This is a genomic window from Fundidesulfovibrio terrae (assembly GCF_022808915.1).
GTDB lineage: Bacteria > Desulfobacterota > Desulfovibrionia > Desulfovibrionales > Desulfovibrionaceae > Fundidesulfovibrio > Fundidesulfovibrio terrae.
Map to the genome: position 1 here is coordinate 582,915 of NZ_JAKZFS010000002.1, position 19,254 is coordinate 602,168.

The window sequence follows — 19,254 nt, forward strand, 5'->3', positions numbered from 1 at the left end:
GGGACGGTCGGCGGCTTCTTTAGCGCGGAGTATGCGCTTAGGCAAGCGATGGAACGGGGCTTGCCAAGTGCTGGCTGATGGGGGACAATAGCCGCAAACTCCGGGAGAAGGCCATGGCGGTGCAACCGCTCGATCCGAGGACAGCAGGGGCTGCGGCCCCTCAAGCAGCGAGCGCCCCCGCGCCCGTGCCCCGCGGGGCGGCCAACGCGGCGCGCAGCGTGGCGCATGCGCCCGTGGAACAATCCTACAGCGCCCTGCATCAGTCCCAGGCCGGATTGCCCGTGGAGATGGGCGACAAGGGCCGTATCGTCCGGATCATGGTTTGAGGCCGCATTCTTCCGGGAGTCCCCCCATTTTCAGCCATCCCCGCCGATACGAGCCCGTCCGTCCGGGCCAGCCTGACCTCGCCGCCGCCCTGGCGCGCGCCGTCATCGCCTTTTTGTGTCTTGCCTGTGCGTCCTGCGGCGACCGGGAAGAGCAGGCCGTTTCGGCCGGACCGCGCGTGCTGGAGTGGGCCGAAGCCGGGCCCGGAGACGTGCTCCGGGTGGTGGAGGCGCAGGGGGTGGTCCGGGCCAGGGACAACGCCTTCATCCGTGTGGGCAGCCGCATAGCGGGGCAGATCCTCAAGATGCACGTGCGCACCGGCGACGTGGTGCGAGCCGGACAATTGCTGGTCGAGCTCGACGACCGCGAGCTCCAGACGCAGCGCCGCCAGGCCGTGGCCAAGCTTGAATCCGCCCGGAACGAGCTGGCCAGGGCCGAGGCCGAGGTGGTCCCGCGCCTGGAGGCGGCCCGGGCTGCGCTGTCCGCCGACCAGGGACGCAGCGAATACGCCGGGCGGCTGAATCAGAAACGCCAAGCATTGCGCGAGAAGGGCTACGTTGCCCAGAACGACGTGGACGCCTCGCGTCGGGACGCCTCGACCGCCGAGCAGTCCGTCACCCAGGACAAGGCCGCGTTGTCCCGCGTCGCCAATGAGACCCTGCACGACCGGGAAAGCGCCCGGAAGGCCGTGGACCAGGCCTCGGCCGCCCTGGCCCAGGTGGACGCCTACATTTCCATGACCCGCATCCAGAGCCCCATCGACGGTATCGTGGGACAGGTGCTGACCCAGGAAGGCGAGCAGGTGGTGGCCGAACTGGAGGCGGTGAAGATTCTGACGGTCATCGATCCCCGCTTCCTCGAATTGTGGATATACGTGAATGAGGCGGACGCGGCGGGGATCAGGCCGGGCATGCAGGTCCGCTTCTTCCAGCCGTCGAGCCCCGGGCGGATGCTCTCGGGCCAGGTCGAGCGCGTCTCCCCCTCGCCGGAGACCGTCTACCGGGTGCTCTACTATCCGGCCATCGCCACGGTGGAACCGGATGCCTGGCTGTACCTGCGCCCGGAGATGAACATGCAGTGCTTCGTGCTCACGGACAGCCTCCCAGGCGTGCTGTCGGTGCCCAACGAGGCGGTGGTGTCCAAGGGCGGCAGGCGCGTGGTCTACGTGGACGACGGGCGCGGCGGGGCCAGGGAGGTCCGGCCCGAGTTCGGTCCGCGTGGAGGAAGCCGCACCCAGGTGCTCTCGGGGCTTTCGGCCGGACAAAAGGTGGCCGTGAAATTCGCGGCCAAGGAGGGGCGATGAGACTGCGCAAACCGATCCTTCTTCTGCTGGCGGCGGTGCTCTCGATCGCGGCCTTGTACGCGCTTTTCCGGGAACGCCCGGTCCCCCCCCCTGCCTCGCCGGAATTCACCCTCAAGGAGCTGAAGGGCTACGGCGTGGAAAACCGCCACACCGGTCCCCTCTACGTCATCGAGGGGACCGTGGCCAACGACATGGCCGCTCCCCGGTGCCGGATTCAAATCAAGGTCTCCCTGCTGGACGCAAACGGCCAGGAACTGGCACAAGCGCTCACCGAGGCCGGACCGTCCGTCTCGATCTCGGAACTGAAATTTTTGGGCTGGGACGAGCTGACGGCGAAACTGGCTCCCGATGTTTCCGACCCCTGCCGGGCTACCCTGGTGGCTCCCGGCGGCGAGACCGCGTTCATGGCCGTATTCCGCAAACCGCCCGCCGGGGCGGCCACCTACTCCGCGGTGGCCACCGGCTCACAGGCTCCGGCCCCAAGCGCAAAGTAACGAGGTGATCATGTTCGAATCCATGGAACGCGAGGACAAGCTGGCCGCGCGCAAGTTCGCGGACCTGCGCAAGAAGCCCCACATCCCGGCCCAGCTCGTCGATCTGGTGGAGCAGGTGAGGAGCATCCAGAGCCAGGCCAGGGGGCAGGCGGTGGTGCCGACCGTGTTCGCGGGGCCCGGGTCCGGGCTTGCCTCCGTGGACCAGGTGATCCAGGGTGCGCCGCTTCTGGCGCGCGAGCGCTTCAGTTACGACGCGGCCCAGGCCGGGCAGCTTTTCGGTCGCTTCCAGGAACTCCTTTCGGGCATGGGCGGCCCCATGGCCCAGTCGGCCGGAATCGTTCGCGAGGAGGGCGAAACCCTCATGCGTGCGGCCTTCGACGCTTTCATGGCCAACGACTCCTCCGTGTTCGTGGAGTTCGCCAAGCGTACCCCGAACGCTCCCAGGGCGCTGTCCTTCCTGGCTCAGTCCAGCCTGACCCCGTCCATCACGGCCCTGGCCGAGAGCCTTTCCGCATCCCTGCCCAAGGACCGGACCTGGGACCAGGGGACCTGCCCCATCTGCGGCAGCCTGGCCTTTCATTCGGTGCTCTCAGGCAAGGAGGGCGTGCGGGTGAACTGCTGCTCGTTCTGCCGGGCGGCCTACCGCACCGTGCGGCTGCAGTGCCCCTACTGTGAGGAGCGCGACGCTGCCAAGCTGCCGTACTTCACCGCCGACGAAGAGCCGGGCTACCGGGTGGACGCCTGCCTGAGCTGCCAGGGCTACATCAAGACCACCGACTTCCGGGAGTTCGACCGTCCGAGCCTGCCGGCCCTGGACGACCTGGAATCCATGTCCCTGGACATCCTGGCCATGAAGCGGGGCTTCACCCGGCCCACGGCCTCCGCCTGGGGGTTCTAGGGGGTCTTGCGCCGGCCCGGGGAATAGCGCACTCTGGCGGCCTATGGACGCCCCGATCACCGATGCCGAAGAATCGCAGGCCAGAGAGCAGATCGCCTCCCTGTGCCGGGACATAGGGGGCGACGGGTGTCCGCGCTGCCGGGGCGAGAAGGTCTACCGCCTGGGATCGGGGCGCATGCGCTGCAAGGCGTGCGGCTACACCTTCCATGAGTTGACCGGGCGCTTCATGGGCGTGGGCGGGCTTGGCTGCGCCCAGTGGCTCAGGCTCATCCGGCTGTTCGCGGACGAGATCGCGGTCAAGGAGTGCGCCCAGGCCATGGGCGTGGCCTACAACACCGTCTACAAGGCCTACGACGCCCTGCGCCAGGCCATCGTGTGCCGGGCCATCGACGCCGGGCAGATCAGGCAGGCCCTCAAGGACCAGGCCGCCGGAGCCAGGCCGCCGGTGTTCGGCATCATGGCGCGCGGGGACTGGGTATTCGTGGACCTTGTGCCCGACGTGGACGCCGCGGACCTGACGATCTTCAAAATGCACTTCCGCCTGAAGACCTCGCGGGTGGGTTCGGTGGTGTATACCGGCCCCATCCGGGGGTATCTGGGGCTTGTGAGCTGCGGCGGCCCGCAGTGGCTGACGCCCGCGCTCAAGGCCCGGGATTCGGCGCTTCCCCTGGACGAGGACGGCGGGTTCTGGCCCTACTTGAAATCCCGCCTGGAGCGGCTCCAGGGCGTGTCGGCCGAGAAGTTCCCCTTGTACCTGAAAGAGCTGGAATACCGCTGGAACCATCGCGGGCAGGACCTTGCCGGCCTTCTCGCCCGGGTGGGCCTGGGGTTCATGCCGCAAAACGGCGAGGCCTGCTGCCGGTCCTAGCGCGTCCGGACGCGGTGGCTCGCAACGAAAAAAAACGGCCCGCCTTCCCGGGAGGGAAGGGGGCCGTCGCCTGAAACGTTGGAACGCCGGGAACTACCAGCGGGCGGGGCGGCGTTCGCGGGGGCGGGCTTCGTTCACCTTCATGGTACGGCCGCCGCAGTCCGCGCCGTTCAAGGCCTGAATGGCCTCCTTGGCGCCTGCCTCTTCCATCTCCACGAAGCCAAAGCCGCGGGGACGGCCGGTTTCACGGTCATTGATGAGCTTCACGGAGTTGACCTGGCCGTAGGCCTCGAACATCTGGCGCACCTGTTCATCGGTGGCGCTGAAAGGTAGATTCCCGACGTAAATGTTCGTCAACATACTCACAAATGCTCCTGCAAGAGGTTACCGTAATCGACCGGGCACCCTGCCCAGCCGTTTCATCCAGCTCAGGCCCGCGTCCGTGGTTCACGGGACGCGCGCCTTGTGAATAAAACCGGTTTCCTGGCCTGTCCCCCCCGCATAGCATACGGCCTGGAAACATGAACTGATTACAGGCGGCGGTAGCTGGATTTGGAAGGAGCGTCAACAAAAAAAATTTGGCGAAACAAGCGCTTTCACGATTTCGTCAAGCCTTTTTGGCCAGCAGGAACTTGAGTCCGTCCTCTTCGCTCTCGTGCAGGGAGGCCAGGGCGGTGAGCCCGGCCGCCTCGAAAACCCTGCGGAAGTTCTCCGGCTTGCAGGCGATGGCCGAGGCCCCGCCCCTGGCCGTCTGCTCCTTGATGATCCGAGAAAGGCCCTCGATGCCCGCTCCGTTGATGGAGGCGCATTCCGACACGGTGATCAGAAGCCCGGCCTGCGGGCGCGCGGCGTCGATGTCCTCGGCCAACTGGTCCAGGTCGGTCGAGAGGTTGCCAGCGATGTCCAGCACCGTGACGCCGTCGGCGTCGCGCAGCACGGTGACGGGCTTGGAGTCCGCCCGGCGGCTGATGCGTCCTTCGGCTCGGCGCAGGGCGCTGGCCAAGGCCTCCTGGGAGATCGGCTTGTCGATGAAGTCGGCGGCCTTGAGGTTGAGCGCGGCCAGGGCCAGCTCCACGTCGCCGTGTCCGGTGATGACGATCACTTCGGTCTCGGGGCGGCTGGCCTTGATGCGCGAGAGCACCTCCATGCCGCCCAGGCCGCGCATCTTGATGTCCGTGAGCACGATGGGGAAATCACCCTGCTCGAAGAGTTCCAGGCCGCGCTCGCCGGAATCGGCGGCCTTGGGCTTGTAGCCCATGGCCTGCAGCAACAGTTCGAACATGGCCAGGGTGGGCCGCTCGTCATCGATGACCAGGACATCCGTCATAATGCCTCACGAGTGCGCGGGCGGAAACAAAAGCTTGAAGGTGGTGCCCTCGCCGGGCTCGCTGCCCACCTGGATGTCTCCCCCGTAATCCTTGACGATGCCGTAGGAGATGGCCAGGCCCAAGCCCATTCCCTCGCCCGCCCGCTTGGTGGTGAAAAAAGGCTCGAATATCTTGCGCAGGTCCTCGGGTGCGATGCCGCCGCCGGTGTCGGAAACGCTCACGGCCACCGTCCCGTCTTCCGCCCACGACCGGATGGTGATCTCGCCGCCCCCGCGCGGTCCGGATTGTATGGCATCACGGGCATTGACCACAAGGTTGAAAAAGACCTGCTCCAGGCGGTTGGAGTGGGCCAGCACCGGGGACAGCCCCTCGCCCAGCTCCAGTTCCACCTCGATGTTCTGCAGGGCCAGCTGCTTGCCTATGATGGCGAACACCCCCCGGATGGGCACGTTGATGTCCACCTCGTCGGGAATGAGGTCCGACTTGCGGCCGAACTCGCGCAGGTGGGTGATGATGCCCGCCGCGCGTTCCACCTGGGCGCAGATCTCGTCGGCCACCTGCCGGAAGCGGTCCCTGGGGATGTCGATGCCGTTGTCGGCGGCCAGCTTCAGGAAGTCGCTGCCGAGCATGATGGCGTTGAGGGGCTGGTTGAGTTCGTGGGCCATGCCGGCGCTCATTTCGCCCAGGGTCTTCATCTTGCTGGCCTGGATGAGCTGGGCGTCCTTCTCCACCAGCCCGGTGACGTCGGCGGCGGAGAAGATGACCACCTCCTTGCCGCGGTAGTGGGTCTTGGTGGCGTGGATGTTGACGAAGATGGAGCGACCGCCGCGCACGGTGTGCTTGACGTTGGTGTAGAGCACGTGGGCCTCGGAGTTCACGTCGCTCAGGAAGCGCTGCACGCCGGCCTGGCTGTCGGCGGGCTCGATGTCGGAGATGGTCATGACCGAGAACTCCTCCTTGGAGTAGCCGTAGAGCTCCTGGGCGCGGGGGTTGGCGTCCAGGAAGCGCATGGAGGAGGCGTTCAGCACCAGGAAGGGGTCGGGGTTGGCGTCGAAGAGCGGGCGGTAGCGCTCCTCGGATTCGCGCAGGCGGTGACGGTAGAGCCTGATGGACCAGACCATGTTGGCGAAGGCGTCGGCCAGCTGCACCACCTCGTCGCCGGGGCGCTCGCGATAGAACTTGCAGGGATCGCAGTTGCCGGGGCGGCGCTTTTCGCCGCGCGCCAGTTCGTCCAGGTGCCAGCAGGGCAGGTCGTTGTCGTTGTAGGCCGGGCATTCTCCCGGATTCCATGGCGGGCCGCCCAGGTCCAGGGGCTGGTCGAGCCTGCCCCGGCTGATGGACTCGGCCGCGCGGGTGAGCCGGGTGAGCGGCGTGGCCACGTAGCCCGACAGGATGAGCACGATCAAAAAGATGATGACCACCACCAGCGAGATGAATCCCAGGAATGTCAGGCGCAGCTTGCCGACAAGGTTGTCGATGTGGCTCTGGCGCAGGCCCACGTGCACCCGGCCCAGGGTATATATGCCCTCCTGGACGGGTACGGAAATGTCCACGGCGTCGCTGCCCTCGAAACTGACCGGACGGTAGAGGATCTCCTGGCTGTCCGCCGGTGTGTTCCAGTCGAGCAGCTCCTGGGGGAACGGGCGGATGAAGGTGTGGGCCAGGAGCTTGTTTTCGTTGTCGGTGAGGAAGATGTAGGCCACGAGCGCTTTTCGCTCGCCCAACTGGGCCGTATCGAAAAGAAGCGACACGAGGCCGGCCCGGTCCTTGTCCAGGATGAAGCCGCCGCCGCGCTCGGCGATGGACTGGGCGATGGCCATGCCGCGCATCTCCAGTTCGCGCGACAGGCTGCTCACCAGGATGCCCCGGGCCAGGAGCGCGATGGCCCCGCTTATGAGCAACACCACGCCCACCGTGGACAGGAACATCTTGTTGCGCAGGCTCAGCTTGCGGAAACGGTCCAGCATGGCGGCTTCAGTCCGGCCTTCGCGGCGGGGTGGCCCGGTTGGGGGAGGTCATTGGCAGTCGCGTGGGGCGAAGGGCCTCGACCAGTCCGTGACCAGCACGAAGCGTCCCTTCTCCAGGCGGGTGAAATAGACCCGTTCCAGGCCTTGGTGGTCGCCGGGGGCGTAGGCCAGGGTGTTGCCCAGGCCCAGGGAGTAATCCCTGATGGTTTCCACGGCGTCGATGAAGCGCTCCCGGTCAAGGTCCGGCCCGGCGCGCCTGAGTCCCTCCACCAACACCTTGGCGTTGACGAAACCCTCCAGGCCCACCGCCGTGACCGGGTGGCCTGGGAAGTACTTGCGCGAGAGCTCCTCGTATTCGCTCACGCCCCACAGGAGAGCCCGGGATTCGGGCATGTCCGGGGGCGGCATCACCTGGGAGATGATCACCCGGGCCTTCTCGTCCGGGCCGAGGGCCTTGGCGATCTCTTCCGCGCCCACGAAGGACACGGCGTAAAAGATCAGGTCGGGCTTCTTCTCCATGGCCATGCGGATGAACTTGGCAGAGGGCGCGGACGTGCCGATGATGACCACGGCCTGGGCGTCGCTGTCCAGGAGCTTGGCCAGGCCTTCCTCCACTTCCAGGGTGCCGCGCGCGTAGGACCCACGGGCCACCGGGGCGAGGTTGTAGCCGCGCAGGGCCAGTTCCGTGCCCTTGAGGCCGTCGAAGCCGTAGGCGTCGAACTGGTAGAACACCCCGATGCTTCCGATTCCCAGGTCCTCCACCAGGTGCTTCACCGCCGCCGAGGTCTCCTGGTAGTAGGAGGGGCGCACGTTTATCACGTAGCGCTGGAAGGGCTCACGCAGGTCGTAGGCCCCGGTGAAGGCCCCCACCAGGGGAATCCTGGCATCCACCAGCATGGGCAGAATCTTGGTGGTGGTGGGCGTGCCCACGTAGCAGGACAGGGCGAACACCTCATCCTCCACGATGAGGCGCTGGGTGTTGTCCACGCAGCGGGGCGGGTCGTAACCGTCGTCCCGGGCAACAAGCTCCACCTTGCGTCCGTGGACGCCGCCCTGGGCGTTGACGTGGCTCAGGTAGGCCAGGGCTCCGCGCAGGGTCTCCTGGCCCAGGTAGGCGGCGTGCCCCGTGAGCGGCAGGCTGGCCCCGATGCGCACCTCGGTCTGCGACACGCCCATACGCCCGGTCTGCTGGGGTGGCGGGGCGGGGGAGCCGCATGCCGCAAGGGCGGCCAGCAGGACGGAGCAGACAATCCTGGCGGCCCAGGCGGTCTGGATCATTTCAGTGCGTCCAGGGCCTTGGCCAGCTGGCCAAGGTCGGGGCGCGTGTTGATGTCGTGGACGTCGATGTAGCGGATGATCCCCTTCTTATCGATCACGAAGAGCGCCCGTTCGGAGACGCCATCGGGCCGCAGGATGCCGAGCTTGGAAGCCAGGCCGCCGTGGGGCCAGAAGTCCGAGGCCACCGGGAACCACACCCCGCCCATCTCCACGACCCAGGCGTTCAGGGAGGGCAGGTTGTCGCAGGAGACGCCGATGAGTTGCGCGTCCCGGCCATCGAAGACGTCGCGGGCCAGATTGTAGCCCGGCCACTGTCCGGAGCACACCGGGGTCCAGGCCGCCGGGACGAAGGAGAGCACCACATTCTTTTTGCCCAGGTAGTCCGACAGGCGCACGCGCTTGCCGTCGATGCCCGGCAGGTCGAAGTCCGGAGCCTTGTCGCCCACGGCCACCTTGAGCGTGCTGTCCGTGGGCTTGAGGGCTCCGGGCTGCCAGATGAGCTGCTGGGGGATGGACCCCTGGGCCAGAGCGAAGACCGGCAGCAAAAGGGCCAGCGCAAGAGCGGAGAGCAGTTTCGCGGCCATGTCATTTCCCCTTGGGCAGACCGGTTTTTTCCACCACTCCGTCCAGGAACGCCTCGGCCGAGGTCATGCAGCCGAGCTGGCCGTCCGCGATGACGAAGCCGTTCCCTTGGCGCTTCAGGACGTAAAAGTAGGGCGTGCCCACCTGCCCCAGCGCCTTGTAGGCGTTGAAATCCTGGTCCGACAGCAGGGTGAAGGGCGTGGAGAACTTCTCTCGGAACACGTTCACCTCGAAGGGCGAGTTGCCCGCCCCCATGCCCACCAGTTTGAGATTGTCCGAAAGCCCCCGGGACTTGATGAGGGCGTGGAGCTTGTTCAGCTCCGGTGCTTCGCGCTGGCAGAAGGGGCAATACATGGAATAGACCACGAAAATGACCGCCTGCGCCTTGACGTCGGCCAGGCGCACCGGCTTGCCACCCGATCCGGCCCCGAGGTCCTGGGCTTCCTTGTCCGAAATCGGGCTCGGGAAAGTCAGGTCCGGGAAGGCCTGGCCCGCGGGAAGAGGCTTCATGAAGGGTGATTCGGACGCCTGGGCGGCCAGGGCCTGGGAATGCGCGAGAACGGACAGCGCGAGGACCAGCGAAAGGGCGAGGGCTTTCATCGTGGAACCTGCCTTGGAGTGATCGTTTCTCGTACCGTGAAGTCCGTCGGGATTCCAGTTCTTTCGAGCTTCCTAAAGCTTCGGCACGGCGCCGGGAAAACCTCCCGGACTGTCCGGCGTGCGGGACAAAGCGGCGAGCACGTGAAGTTTTGCTTGACGAAGGAGGCTTGCCTTGTCATATGTACAAGTAGATATGATATTTGGTAATGAGATATTATTGCATGTTGTAACGCGGGGTGTGGAATATGAATGACGAATTTTGCACGGGTAATGTGCGGGTAGAGCCTCTGGCCGTGGTTGCAGAGGCTATTTCGATGGCGCGCATTGAGTGGAAAACATATCTTGCGTGGGCCGCAGTCCCCATCGCCATCTGGATAGGCTCGCTGTTCGTTCCACTGGACGCGCGGGCATGGGGTAAGACGCACTGGACTGAGCCCGCTGGGGCTTGGGCCATCCTGATCCTCCAGGCGTTGCTGCTGACGGTGTTCAACATCCGGGTCTACCGGCACGTCATCCTGGGGGCGAGCCCGGATGCCAGCATAGTCCGGCAGATCTTCACGGGACGGACCTGGAACTACATCGGCAACGGATTCGTCATGGGCATGAAATGGGGCTTCATCTCGCTTTTGATGGTGATCATTCCAGCTCTGATTGGCTTCCTGCTTGAATCGAAGCTCGCCGGGGTGCTGGACTTGAAAGGGAAAGAGAATCTGCTGTTCAGCCTTGTCGGTCTGCTCTGTTCATACGCGGCGTTCATGACGTTCGCGGAACAGTGGGTCCTTATATTCCCCGAGGTGTCCGTCGACGGTCCGGCGTCGTTTTCGAGGTTGAGCAGGTATGCCGGTTACGCCCGCTGGAACGTCATCAAGACATTGGCCCTGGTGTGGTGCGTTCCCTACGTGTGCGGGACGGCCATTCAGCTGGCGGTTGTCCTGGGGTGGAACGTCTCCTGGACGCGCCATCCCGCCGCCGTGGTGCTTGCCCAGTCGCTCGACATCGCTGCCGGCGTGCTTTCCACCTTCGTGGGCGCGGTGCTCTACAAGAAGCTGAGCGCCGACTGGCCCGAGCGTGATAGTGCCGAAGCGCTGAAACAGGTGAGGACGCCACAATTTCGCTCGGCAACCGGGCCCGAGCGGACCGCCGAAGAGATTAAGCAGACGCCTCCGTTTAGCCCGGAGGACGGGAACGCGTAAAGCCCATCGGGAACGCTTCCGGTAGTGCCGGTCCGGCATGCCCGGGGGACATGCCTTCGGAGACGAAAAAAAGTAAGCGGCGGACCGGTTCCGCCGTTTCCGGCGCGGGAGGTCCAGTCCCGCCGGGAAACGGCCGGATGACCGGCCCGCCGCTTGATCAAAGGGAACCGACCAGCCTTCGATGGGGGGTCGAAACCCCGGCCGCCTCCGAGGCGGCCGGGGCATGTTGCCGGTTTCCCGCTAACTCCGCGCTTGGCGCAACGGAGCGAGCAGCTTGTCCAGGGCGGCGAAGCGGGTGAGCGTGTCCGTTCCGCCCGCGTCCGACATGAGGGTCTTGTGGTAGAGGCTGGGGGCCTGTTCCGTCAGGAAGACGACCCGCACCTGCTCATAGTCCACGAGAACCGCCTTGGGATTGGTTTTCTTGAGTTCCTCGAAGCGCTTTTTGGCCATGGCCAGCATCTCGTCGCGCTCCCCGAAGTTCATGGCTCCGGTGGGGCAGGTCTTGACGCAGGCGGGCAGAAGTCCGGCATGCACGCGGTCGTTGCACATGTCGCACTTGCTCATGACCTTGGTCTTGGGATCCTGCCTGGGGATGTCGTAGGGGCAAGCGCCCTTGATGACGTCGAAGGGCAGCCCCTTGGTCTTCTCGGTGAAGACCACCGCGCCGGTCTCCTTGTCCTGGGTGATGGCGTCCTTGATGACCCCGTCGCCCGCGTCCTTGCACGGCGGGTCCACGCAGTGGCGGCACTGGTCGGGCAGGAAGAGCAGCTTGAGGTCGCCGCCTTCCCCCACTTCCTTCATGCGCACCACCTTGAGGGTCACGAAGGACATGTCCGGCGGGTTCTGGTGGGAACCCGTGTTCTTGGTCTGCTCCGCGGGGAGCTGTTTCCACTGCTTGCACGCGATCTGGCAGCCGCGGCAGGCGGTGCACCTGGCGAGGTCCACGAAGAAGGTCTTGCCTGGCATGTTCGTTTACCTCCCTAGGCCTTTTTCACGTTGACCATGAAGGCCTTGGTTTCAGGGATGCCCGTGTTGGGGTCGCCCACGGACGGGGTGAGCAGGTTGGCGGAGTCGCCGCCGTCCTTGGGGAACACCCATCCGTAGTGCCAGGGGATGCCCACCATGTGCACGGTCTGACCCATGACCTGCATGGGCTTCAGGCGCTCGGTGACGATGGCGATGGCCCACAGGGAGCCGCGCGCGCTCTCCACGGTGCACTTGTCGCCGCCGTTTATGCCGCGCAGCTTGGCCAGTTCGGGGCTCATCTCCACGAACATCTGAGGCTCGCATTCGAGCAGCCAGGGGGTCCAGCGGGTCATGACGCCGGTCTGCCAGTGTTCGGTGACCCGGTAGGTGGAGCACACGAACGGGAAGCGCGGGTCGCACACGGCGCGGGTTTCGGTCGGTCCCTGGAACACCAGGGCCGTGGGGTTGTGCAGCACCTTGGAGAACGGATGCTCGGGGATCGGGCACTCCAGGGGCTCGTAGTACTCGGGCAGGGGGCCGTCGTTTCGGCCGGGGCCGAAGATCTGGCCGAAGCCCTCGGTGGTCATGATGAAGGGGTTCTTGCCCTTGTCGTCGGCCATCGGCGGCCACGGGCCGTCGGGCACGTCGCCCACCCACTTGCCGTCGGTCCACTCGATGACCGGCTTGGTGGGCTGGTAGGGCTTGCCCTGCGGGTCCACGGAGGCGCGGTTGTAGATGATGCGGCGGTTGACCGGCCAGCACCAGGTCCAGCCGGGGAAGAGTCCGATCTTCTCCTGCATGGGGGTCTGGGTCTTGTCGCGGCGGGCGGCCATGTTCTTGTCGGTGTAGGAACCGCAGTAGATCCACGTTCCCGAGCAGGTGGAGCCGTCGTCCTGCAGCAGGCCGAAGGCGGGCACCGGGTCGCCGGCCTTGTAGGTCTTGTCGCCGATGGTCTTTTCCTTGAGGAAGTACCCGTTGATGAGCTTGGCCACCTTGTGCGGGTCGAAGGCGTGGTTGGTGGCGAAGTCCCACTTCAGCTTCTTGATGGGCTCGGGGAAGACGCCCTTCTTGTCCTTCTCGTAGAGCCCCTTGATCTTCTCGAAGAGCTCATAGATCAGGTCGCCGTCGGGCTTGGTGCCGCCAAGCGGCGCGGGGCCGGGGTAGCGCCACTGCATCCAGCGGCCCGAGTTGGAGATGGAGCCTTCCTTCTCGATGGACACGCAGCAGGGCAGGAAGAAGACCTCGGTCTTGATCTTCTTGGGGTCCATGCCCGGGCCCTTCCAGAAGGAGGCGGTCTCGGTGTCGAAGATGTTCACCGTGACCATCCAGTCCAGCTTGGCCATGGCCTGGCGGACCTTGTTGCAGTTGGCCGTGGAGGCCGCCGGGTTCTGGCCCCAGGCGAAGAAGCCCTTGAAGGCGCCCTTGTACATGTCGTCGAACAGAGTCAGCCAGGAGTAGTCCCTGCCGTCGTCGAGCTTGGGCAGCCACTTGTAGGCGGTCTCCAGGTCGACGTCGGGGTACATGGACTTGAGGAAGCTGGCCATGTACTTGGGCCGGTTGCCCCACCAGTTGGCGCTCTTGGGGTCCTTGGTGACCGGGGTGTTCTTCTCGTTGAAGATCTTGAGGTCGGTCATGGACGCCGTGGGAGCGGGGATGTAGCCGGGCAGGATGTGGAACAGGAGGCCCTGGTCCGTGGAGCCCTGCACGTTGGCCTCGCCGCGAAGGGCGTTGATGCCGCCGCCGGCCACGCCGATGTTGCCCAGCAGCAGCTGCACGATGGACATGGCGCGGATGTTCTGCACGCCCACGGTGTGCTGGGTCTGGCCCATGGCGTAGAGCACTGTGCCGGTCTTGTCAGGCGCGCCGGTGGCGCCGTACATCTTGTAGACTTCCTCGAGCTTGGCCACGGGGCAGCCCGTGATCTTGGAAACCGCGTCCAGGGTGTAGCGCTCGTAGTGCTTCTTCATGAGCTGGTACACGCAGCGCGGGTCCTGGAGGGTGGGGTCTTTCTTCACCAGGCCGTTCTCGTCCTTGGCGAAGGACCAGGCGGACTTGTCGTAGGCTTTCTTCTCGGCGCTGAAGCCGGAGAACATGCCGTCCTTGAAGTCGTACTTCTCGCCCACGATGAAGGCGGCGTTGGTGTAGTTGGCCACGTAGTCCTTGAAGGTCATGTCGTTGGCCAGGATGTAGTTGATGAAGCCGCCGAAGAAGCCGATGTCCGAGCCCGAACGGATGGGGGCGTAGAGGTCTGCCTTGTTGGCGGTCTTGGTGAAGCGGGGGTCGACGCAGATGAGCTTGCCGCCCGCGTCCTTGGCCCGCATGATCCACTTGAAGGAAATGGGGTGGTTTTCGGCAGGGTTGGAGCCGATTACTAAAACTGCATCACTGTTCTTGATGTCGATCCAGTGATTGGTCATCGCGCCGCGTCCGAACGACTCTGCCAGAGCCGCTACAGTTGCGCTGTGTCAGATACGGGCCTGATGTTCGATGTATGTGAGGCCCAAGGCTCGGAGCATGGACTGGTAGATCCAGCACTCCTCGTTGTCCATGGCGGCCGATCCCACGGAGGCGATGGCTTCCAGGCGGTTGACTTCCTGGCCTTTGGCGTTCTTGGTCTGGAAGGCGGCGTCGCGCACCTTCTTGACCCGCTGGGCGATCTGCTCAAGAGCCCATTCGTAGGTCTTGACCTGCCACTTGTCGGAGTTGGGGGCGCGGTAGAGCACCTTGGTGATGCGCTTGTCGTTCTCGCCCAGCTGCCAGATGGACGCGCCCTTGGGGCACAAGGAGCCCTCGTTGATGGGATGGTCCGGATCGCCTTCCACGTTCACGGCGCGGCCCTTGCCTTCCTGCGCAGTGGAGACGATGAGGCCGCAGCCCACGGAGCAATAGCAGCACACCGAGGTGGTCTGCTTGCAGCCCTTGAGCTTGGCCAGTTCGGCGGCTGCGTGGACCGTGGTCAGGTCCAGGCCCAGGCCCCCGAAGGCCGTGACCACCGCCGTGGCAGCGGTCAGTTTGAGAAAGTCTCGCCTTTCCAATGACATACGTGTCCTCCTGAGAAGAGGTTGCCTCAGCCGGCCCGTGTCTGGCGGCCAAGTGTTACCAGGAGCTCGATCCCCCAGGGTCTTTGGGGAGCGGGAACAGGCCGAAGCCGCGCGTCCGGAGCATGCCTCGTCAGGCTTCTCTCCAGTCGCACGGCCCGGAACAGGGCGGCGTCCACGCACAGCCCCAGCCCGCAGAAGGCCGGGAGCCGTCTTGCATCCATGGTCGTGCCGCGACGGTCCATTCCACTTTCGTTCATGGTGCGCCTCTAGCGTGGCGCTTCGCCAGCGTCAAAGGATGGGGCCTTGCTTTCGATCTGACACTGGGGGCGACGAGGATGTGCTCGAAAACAGTTTGCGGTCCGGGAGGAATGACCGGGGCCGCGGGTCGGGCCCACTTCGGCGCGCGGCGCTGAAAAGCGAAAAGCCCCCTCGCGGCAGTGTCGCGAGGGGGCTTGGTCATTATTGGATCTCCCGGCGGCCTAGAAGGCGTCGGCGGCGTCCACGCAGGCGATGTTGAAGGCGTCGCCCACGGCCTTGCAGGTGAGCAGGCCGTTGTGGGTGTTCAGGCCGAGCATCAGGCTCTTGTCGTCCTTGAGAGCGTCCAGGCCCTTGGCGGCCAGCTTCATGGCGTATGGCAGGGTCTGGTTGGTCAGGGCGAAGGTGGAGGTGCGGGGCACGGCGCCTGGCATGTTGGCCACGCCGTAGTGCACCACTCCGTCGATGATGTAGGTGGGGTCCTTGTGGGTGGTGGGCTTGATGGTCTCCACGCAGCCGCCCTGGTCCACGGAGACGTCCACGATCACGGAGCCTTCCTTCATCACCTTGAGCATCTCGCGGGTCACCAGCTTGGGGGCCTTGGCGCCCACGATGAGCACGCCGCCCACGACCAGGTCGGCCTTGGCCACGGCTTCCCAGATGTTGGGCTCGGTGGAGGTGATGGTGGTCAGGCGGCCGCCGAACACATCGTCCAGGTACTGCAGGCGCTTGTGGGAGACGTCCAGCAGGGTCACGTTGGCGCCCAGGCCCAGGGCCATCTTGGCTGCGTTGGTGCCCACCACGCCGCCGCCCAGGACCACCACGTTGCCGGGGGCCACGCCGGGCACGCCGCCCAGCAGCACGCCGCGACCGCCCTGGTACTTCTCCAGGTAGTGCGCGCCCACCTGGGTGGCCATGCGGCCGGCCACCTCGGACATGGGGGTCAGAAGGGGCAGGCTGCCGTCGGGCAGTTGCACGGTCTCGTAGGCGATGCCGGTGCACTTGGAGGCCAGCAGGGCCCGGGTGAGCTCCTCGGCGGCGGCCAGGTGCAGGTAGGTGAAGAGCAGCAGGTCGGGGCGCAGGTACTGGTACTCGGAGGGGATGGGCTCCTTGACCTTGATGACCATCTTGGCGCCCCAGGCCTTGTCCGCGGAGACGAGCTGGGCTCCGGCCTTGGCGTATTCGTCGTTGGTCAGGCCCGAGCCCACGCCCGCGCCGTCTTCCACCAGAACAGTGTGTCCGGCGCGCACGAGGGAGGCGACTCCGCCGGGGGTCATGGCCACCCGGTTCTCCTGGGGTTTTATCTCTTTGGGAATGCCGATGATCATGATGGTCTTTCCTTGTTGAGGGTGGAACCGGGAGGGCCTATTGTTCCTATGAGCGGAACGACGAACTTGCATAGCGAAAACCATGCGCCGTCAACAGGAAAAGCAAATCGCTCAATGTGACGAAGATGTCAATATCTGTGAAACAAAACCCGGATGGTCGAGGCGACGAAAGACGACAGGAATGGCCGATCCGCAATGGTTTGGGAAAAGCCTACAGAGTTTCGGGAAAAATGAAAGAGGCGGCTCCCGAAATTGCCTGGTCACGGAAGACGCGTGTGCGGTGACGATGCGGGAGGCGGCCGTGCGACGGCGGCACCTGCATCTGGGAGAGGCGCCGGGAAATCAGCGCGAGGATCGGGATATGGGGGGCGCCGGAGCGGAAGACAAGAAGGCGCGGGCGGGAAACTCCGGACTGCGAGGCCGTCAGGACGAGCTTCTGGCTTTCTTGGAACGCTTGCCCGAGGGATGCGGCTCCTTGGGCGCGGGGGCGGGCTCGTTGGCTGCCTGGGCGAAGCCGAAGTCCAGCAGGCGCGAGGCTTCCACCTCGCGGATGATGGGGTTGCGCGCGCCCATGAGCACGGCGATGAGCCGGGTGTTGCCGCGCTTGGCCGTGGCGGTGATGTTGTACCCCGAGGCGCAGACGAAGCCTGTCTTGAGGCCGTCCGCGCCTTCGTAGCGGCCGAGCAGCGAGTTGGCGTTGTGGTGGGCCACGCCGTGGTAGGTGTGCGAGGTCATGGAGTGGATGGCCAACGATTCCGGGTAGCGTTTCAGGTAGCTGGCGGAAAGCTTGGCGATGTCCCGGGCCGTGGACACCTGCCCGGTGGCGGGCAGTCCGTTGGGGTTTCGGAAGACGCTGCGGCTCATGCCCAGGTTCTTGGCCTTGGCGTTCATCATGCCCACGAAGCGCCGCGAGTCGCCCTTGCCCAGGTATTCGGCCACGGCCACGCAGGCATTGTTGGCCGATACCACGCTTATGCCCTTGATGATTTCCGACAAGGGCACCTTCTCTCCCTTGTACAGGCTCATGGTGGAGCCGCCGGTGCGGATGGCCAGGGCGCTCACCGGGATGGGCGTCGTTTCCTTGATCTTGCCCTGGGCCAGTGCGTCGCGCACCAGGAAGAGGGTCAGAATCTTGGTGATGGAGGCGGGGGGGATTCGCTCGTCGGGGTCCTGGGAGAAGTACACTTTGCCGGTGCTGGCGTTTATCAGGAAGGCGGATTTGACGTTGAGGTGCAGTCCGCTGGCGTCATCCGGAACGGCCGCCTTACGGCGCGAGGAGCGTCCATGGCGTTTCTTTTTCTCGCCATGCTTTGATTTCGAGGTGTTGGATGAAACATGCGCCTTTTTATGGCCCTGTTCCGAGGCCGCGTGCACGGTCCCGGACTGCCACGACATCAAAAGCAACATGCACAGCGCGAAGCATAAGAGTCGCGCGCCAGCCAAACGCCAAACAAAGACAGCCCTCATGCGGCGTTCTCTTACGGGGAACAGGACTCAAGGTCAACGAGGATCAGAATCCCCGGAGCACGAAAAACCATCCGAAGCCGAACATCAGCATGAGCGCGCACGGCGGCAGCACCACCCGCCAGAAGCGTGTCATCTCCACGCTGAAGTACTGGCAGCACATCACGAAGCAGATGTGCAGGGGCGAGGCCATGACCCCTGCGAACCCGGACACCAGCGCAAGCACGGCCCAGGCCGTGGCCTGGTGTTGCAGCCCCAGCTGGTCCAGAAGCCCAAGCATCAGCGGAAACGACGCGCCCACGAAGGCCATGGTGACACCGGCCACCATGCCCACCAGCGCGGGCACGAACACCGCCGCGCACACCAGGGCCGCCTCGCCGCCGAGCTTGACCATCTCCCGCACCACGCCCGCCTGCTCCATCACCGCGTTGAAGGCGAAGATGGCCCCCACCAGGAAGAGCGTCTGGCGCAGCTCCTTCTGCATGAGGCTTTGCCACAGGAAGGAGCGGTCCGCCCTGTTCTGGACGAACACGCAGATGATGGCCGCCGTCAGCGCCCCCATGATGCCCAGCTCGAAGGATACGCCCGGAAAGGAGGATTCGATGGCCGTCTCCAGCCCGAAGGACCCGGCGATGGCGATGATCAGAGGCAACCCCAGGCGAAGCGCCAGCCGGATGTCGCGGGGAGGCTGCACCGGTGCGGAGCCGGCGCCCGCAGAGGGGCCTGCGGCGGGGAGTTCCTCCAGGGCCTTGAGCCTGGGGCCCAGCGGGCGCAGGATGAACATCCACCCCAGAAATGCGAAGAACACCGCTGCCAGCCCGGTGTGGGCCACCACCGTGGACAGCGGCAGCCCCAGGAGCCCGGCGGTCATGATGATGCCGGGATAGAGGGGCCATGCCAGCTCCCACACGTGGCGGAACCAGTAGTTCACCAGGGCCAGTTCGGGGTCGGTGAGCCCCAGGGGCTCGCCGGTCTGGCGCACCATGGGCGCGGAAAAGGCCGCTCCGCCTGGCATGGGCAGAAGCCCGATGAGCACGGGAAAGAAGATGAGCCGGAGCCTTCGGCTGGGCAGGAATCCCGCCAGGGCTTCCATGAGGCGGATCGACTGCCCCGTGCGCTCCAGCACGTGGGAGAGCATGAGGATGAGCACCACGATCATGGCCAGGGACAGGCAGTCCCATGTGATGGCCGAGGAGGCCGCCGCCTTGAGCCACGCCGAAGGCCCCATGCCGAACAGAAGCGCCAGGATGAACCCGCCCGCCAGGATGGACGGGCCGATGCCGAACTTCAGGCGCATGCCCGTGAGCATGCAGCCGAACACGGCCAGAACCTTGCACAGCGCCCAAACGCCTTCCCAGATCATAC

The 19,254-nt window shown here is 65.4% G+C and carries 18 protein-coding genes; 6 read left to right on the forward strand and 12 right to left on the reverse strand.

The window, feature by feature from the left end:
• Nucleotides 1-113 precede the first annotated feature (113 nt).
• The 5 genes from ML540_RS09760 to ML540_RS09780 are packed head-to-tail and all read left to right on the forward strand — an operon-like array spanning nt 114 to nt 3,887.
• Nucleotides 114-326 carry a hypothetical protein gene (locus ML540_RS09760; RefSeq protein WP_243360390.1) on the forward strand — a complete coding sequence of 71 codons (213 nt, stop codon included), beginning with the start codon at nt 114-116 and terminating at the stop codon, nt 324-326.
• Entirely contained in the window at nt 323-1,627 is a 1,305-nt protein-coding gene (locus ML540_RS09765) for an efflux RND transporter periplasmic adaptor subunit (protein ID WP_243360392.1), read from the forward strand. The genes ML540_RS09760 and ML540_RS09765 overlap by 4 nt, the downstream gene beginning before the upstream one ends.
• A complete protein-coding gene (locus ML540_RS09770) occupies nt 1,624-2,121 on the forward strand; it encodes a DUF3426 domain-containing protein (RefSeq protein WP_243360394.1) in 498 nt (165 codons plus the stop codon). Before ML540_RS09765 ends, ML540_RS09770 begins: the two co-directional genes overlap by 4 nt.
• Before the next feature lie 10 nt (nt 2,122-2,131).
• Nucleotides 2,132-3,019: a formate dehydrogenase accessory protein FdhE gene (locus ML540_RS09775; protein ID WP_243360397.1), complete on the forward strand. Its 888-nt coding sequence runs from the start codon at nt 2,132-2,134 to the stop codon at nt 3,017-3,019.
• A 43-nt stretch (nt 3,020-3,062) separates the two neighbouring features.
• Nucleotides 3,063-3,887, forward strand: a complete 825-nt coding sequence (locus ML540_RS09780; protein ID WP_243360400.1) for a transposase — start codon at nt 3,063-3,065, stop codon at nt 3,885-3,887.
• A 93-nt stretch (nt 3,888-3,980) separates the two neighbouring features.
• Here ML540_RS09780 and ML540_RS09785 read toward each other — a convergent pair whose 3' ends face one another.
• From ML540_RS09785 to ML540_RS09810, 6 genes are all read right to left on the reverse strand, one after another.
• Nucleotides 3,981-4,247 (reverse strand): RNA recognition motif domain-containing protein, encoded by a 267-nt coding sequence (locus ML540_RS09785; protein WP_243360402.1) that lies wholly within the window; start codon nt 4,245-4,247, stop codon nt 3,981-3,983.
• A 247-nt stretch (nt 4,248-4,494) separates the two neighbouring features.
• Nucleotides 4,495-5,214: a response regulator gene (locus tag ML540_RS09790; RefSeq protein WP_243360404.1), complete on the reverse strand. Its 720-nt coding sequence runs from the start codon at nt 5,212-5,214 to the stop codon at nt 4,495-4,497.
• Between the two features lie 6 nt (nt 5,215-5,220).
• Nucleotides 5,221-7,182, reverse strand: a complete 1,962-nt coding sequence (locus ML540_RS09795) for an ATP-binding protein (RefSeq protein ID WP_243360406.1) — start codon at nt 7,180-7,182, stop codon at nt 5,221-5,223.
• Nucleotides 7,183-7,230: 48 nt separating this feature from the next.
• Nucleotides 7,231-8,460, reverse strand: coding sequence for an ABC transporter substrate-binding protein (locus ML540_RS09800; RefSeq protein WP_243360409.1), 1,230 nt, complete (start codon nt 8,458-8,460; stop codon nt 7,231-7,233).
• Nucleotides 8,457-9,044: a peroxiredoxin gene (locus ML540_RS09805; RefSeq protein WP_243360411.1), complete on the reverse strand. Its 588-nt coding sequence runs from the start codon at nt 9,042-9,044 to the stop codon at nt 8,457-8,459. Before ML540_RS09805 ends, ML540_RS09800 begins: the two co-directional genes overlap by 4 nt.
• Nucleotide 9,045: 1 nt before the next feature.
• Nucleotides 9,046-9,642, reverse strand: a complete 597-nt coding sequence (locus ML540_RS09810; protein WP_243360414.1) for a peroxiredoxin family protein — start codon at nt 9,640-9,642, stop codon at nt 9,046-9,048.
• Nucleotides 9,643-9,887: 245 nt separating this feature from the next.
• On the opposite strand from ML540_RS09810, the gene ML540_RS09815 reads away from it, so the two are divergent.
• A complete protein-coding gene (locus ML540_RS09815; RefSeq protein ID WP_243360415.1) occupies nt 9,888-10,835 on the forward strand; it encodes a hypothetical protein in 948 nt (315 codons plus the stop codon).
• Nucleotides 10,836-11,075: 240 nt separating this feature from the next.
• On the opposite strand, the gene ML540_RS09820 is transcribed toward ML540_RS09815, so the two are convergent.
• The 6 genes from ML540_RS09820 to ML540_RS09845 form a co-directional block, all read right to left on the reverse strand.
• Nucleotides 11,076-11,801: a 4Fe-4S dicluster domain-containing protein gene (locus ML540_RS09820; RefSeq protein WP_243360417.1), complete on the reverse strand. Its 726-nt coding sequence runs from the start codon at nt 11,799-11,801 to the stop codon at nt 11,076-11,078.
• Nucleotides 11,802-11,815: 14 nt separating this feature from the next.
• Nucleotides 11,816-14,842 (reverse strand): formate dehydrogenase-N subunit alpha, encoded by a 3,027-nt coding sequence (gene fdnG / locus ML540_RS09825; protein WP_243360419.1) that lies wholly within the window; start codon nt 14,840-14,842, stop codon nt 11,816-11,818.
• A gap of 26 nt (nt 14,843-14,868) precedes the next feature.
• The gene (locus tag ML540_RS09830; RefSeq protein ID WP_243360422.1) at nt 14,869-15,099 is read right to left on the reverse strand and encodes a hypothetical protein; all 231 of its coding nucleotides are present in this window, start codon (nt 15,097-15,099) and stop codon (nt 14,869-14,871) included.
• A gap of 222 nt (nt 15,100-15,321) precedes the next feature.
• Nucleotides 15,322-16,425: an alanine dehydrogenase gene (gene ald / locus ML540_RS09835; protein WP_243360425.1), complete on the reverse strand. Its 1,104-nt coding sequence runs from the start codon at nt 16,423-16,425 to the stop codon at nt 15,322-15,324.
• Nucleotides 16,426-16,848: 423 nt separating this feature from the next.
• On the reverse strand, nt 16,849-17,832 hold the full coding sequence (locus ML540_RS09840; protein ID WP_243360427.1) for a D-alanyl-D-alanine carboxypeptidase family protein: 984 nt from the start codon (nt 17,830-17,832) through the stop codon (nt 16,849-16,851).
• Between the two features lie 103 nt (nt 17,833-17,935).
• Nucleotides 17,936-19,252, reverse strand: a complete 1,317-nt coding sequence (locus tag ML540_RS09845) for a DUF401 family protein (RefSeq protein ID WP_243360430.1) — start codon at nt 19,250-19,252, stop codon at nt 17,936-17,938.
• Between the last annotated feature and the right edge of the window lie 2 nt (nt 19,253-19,254).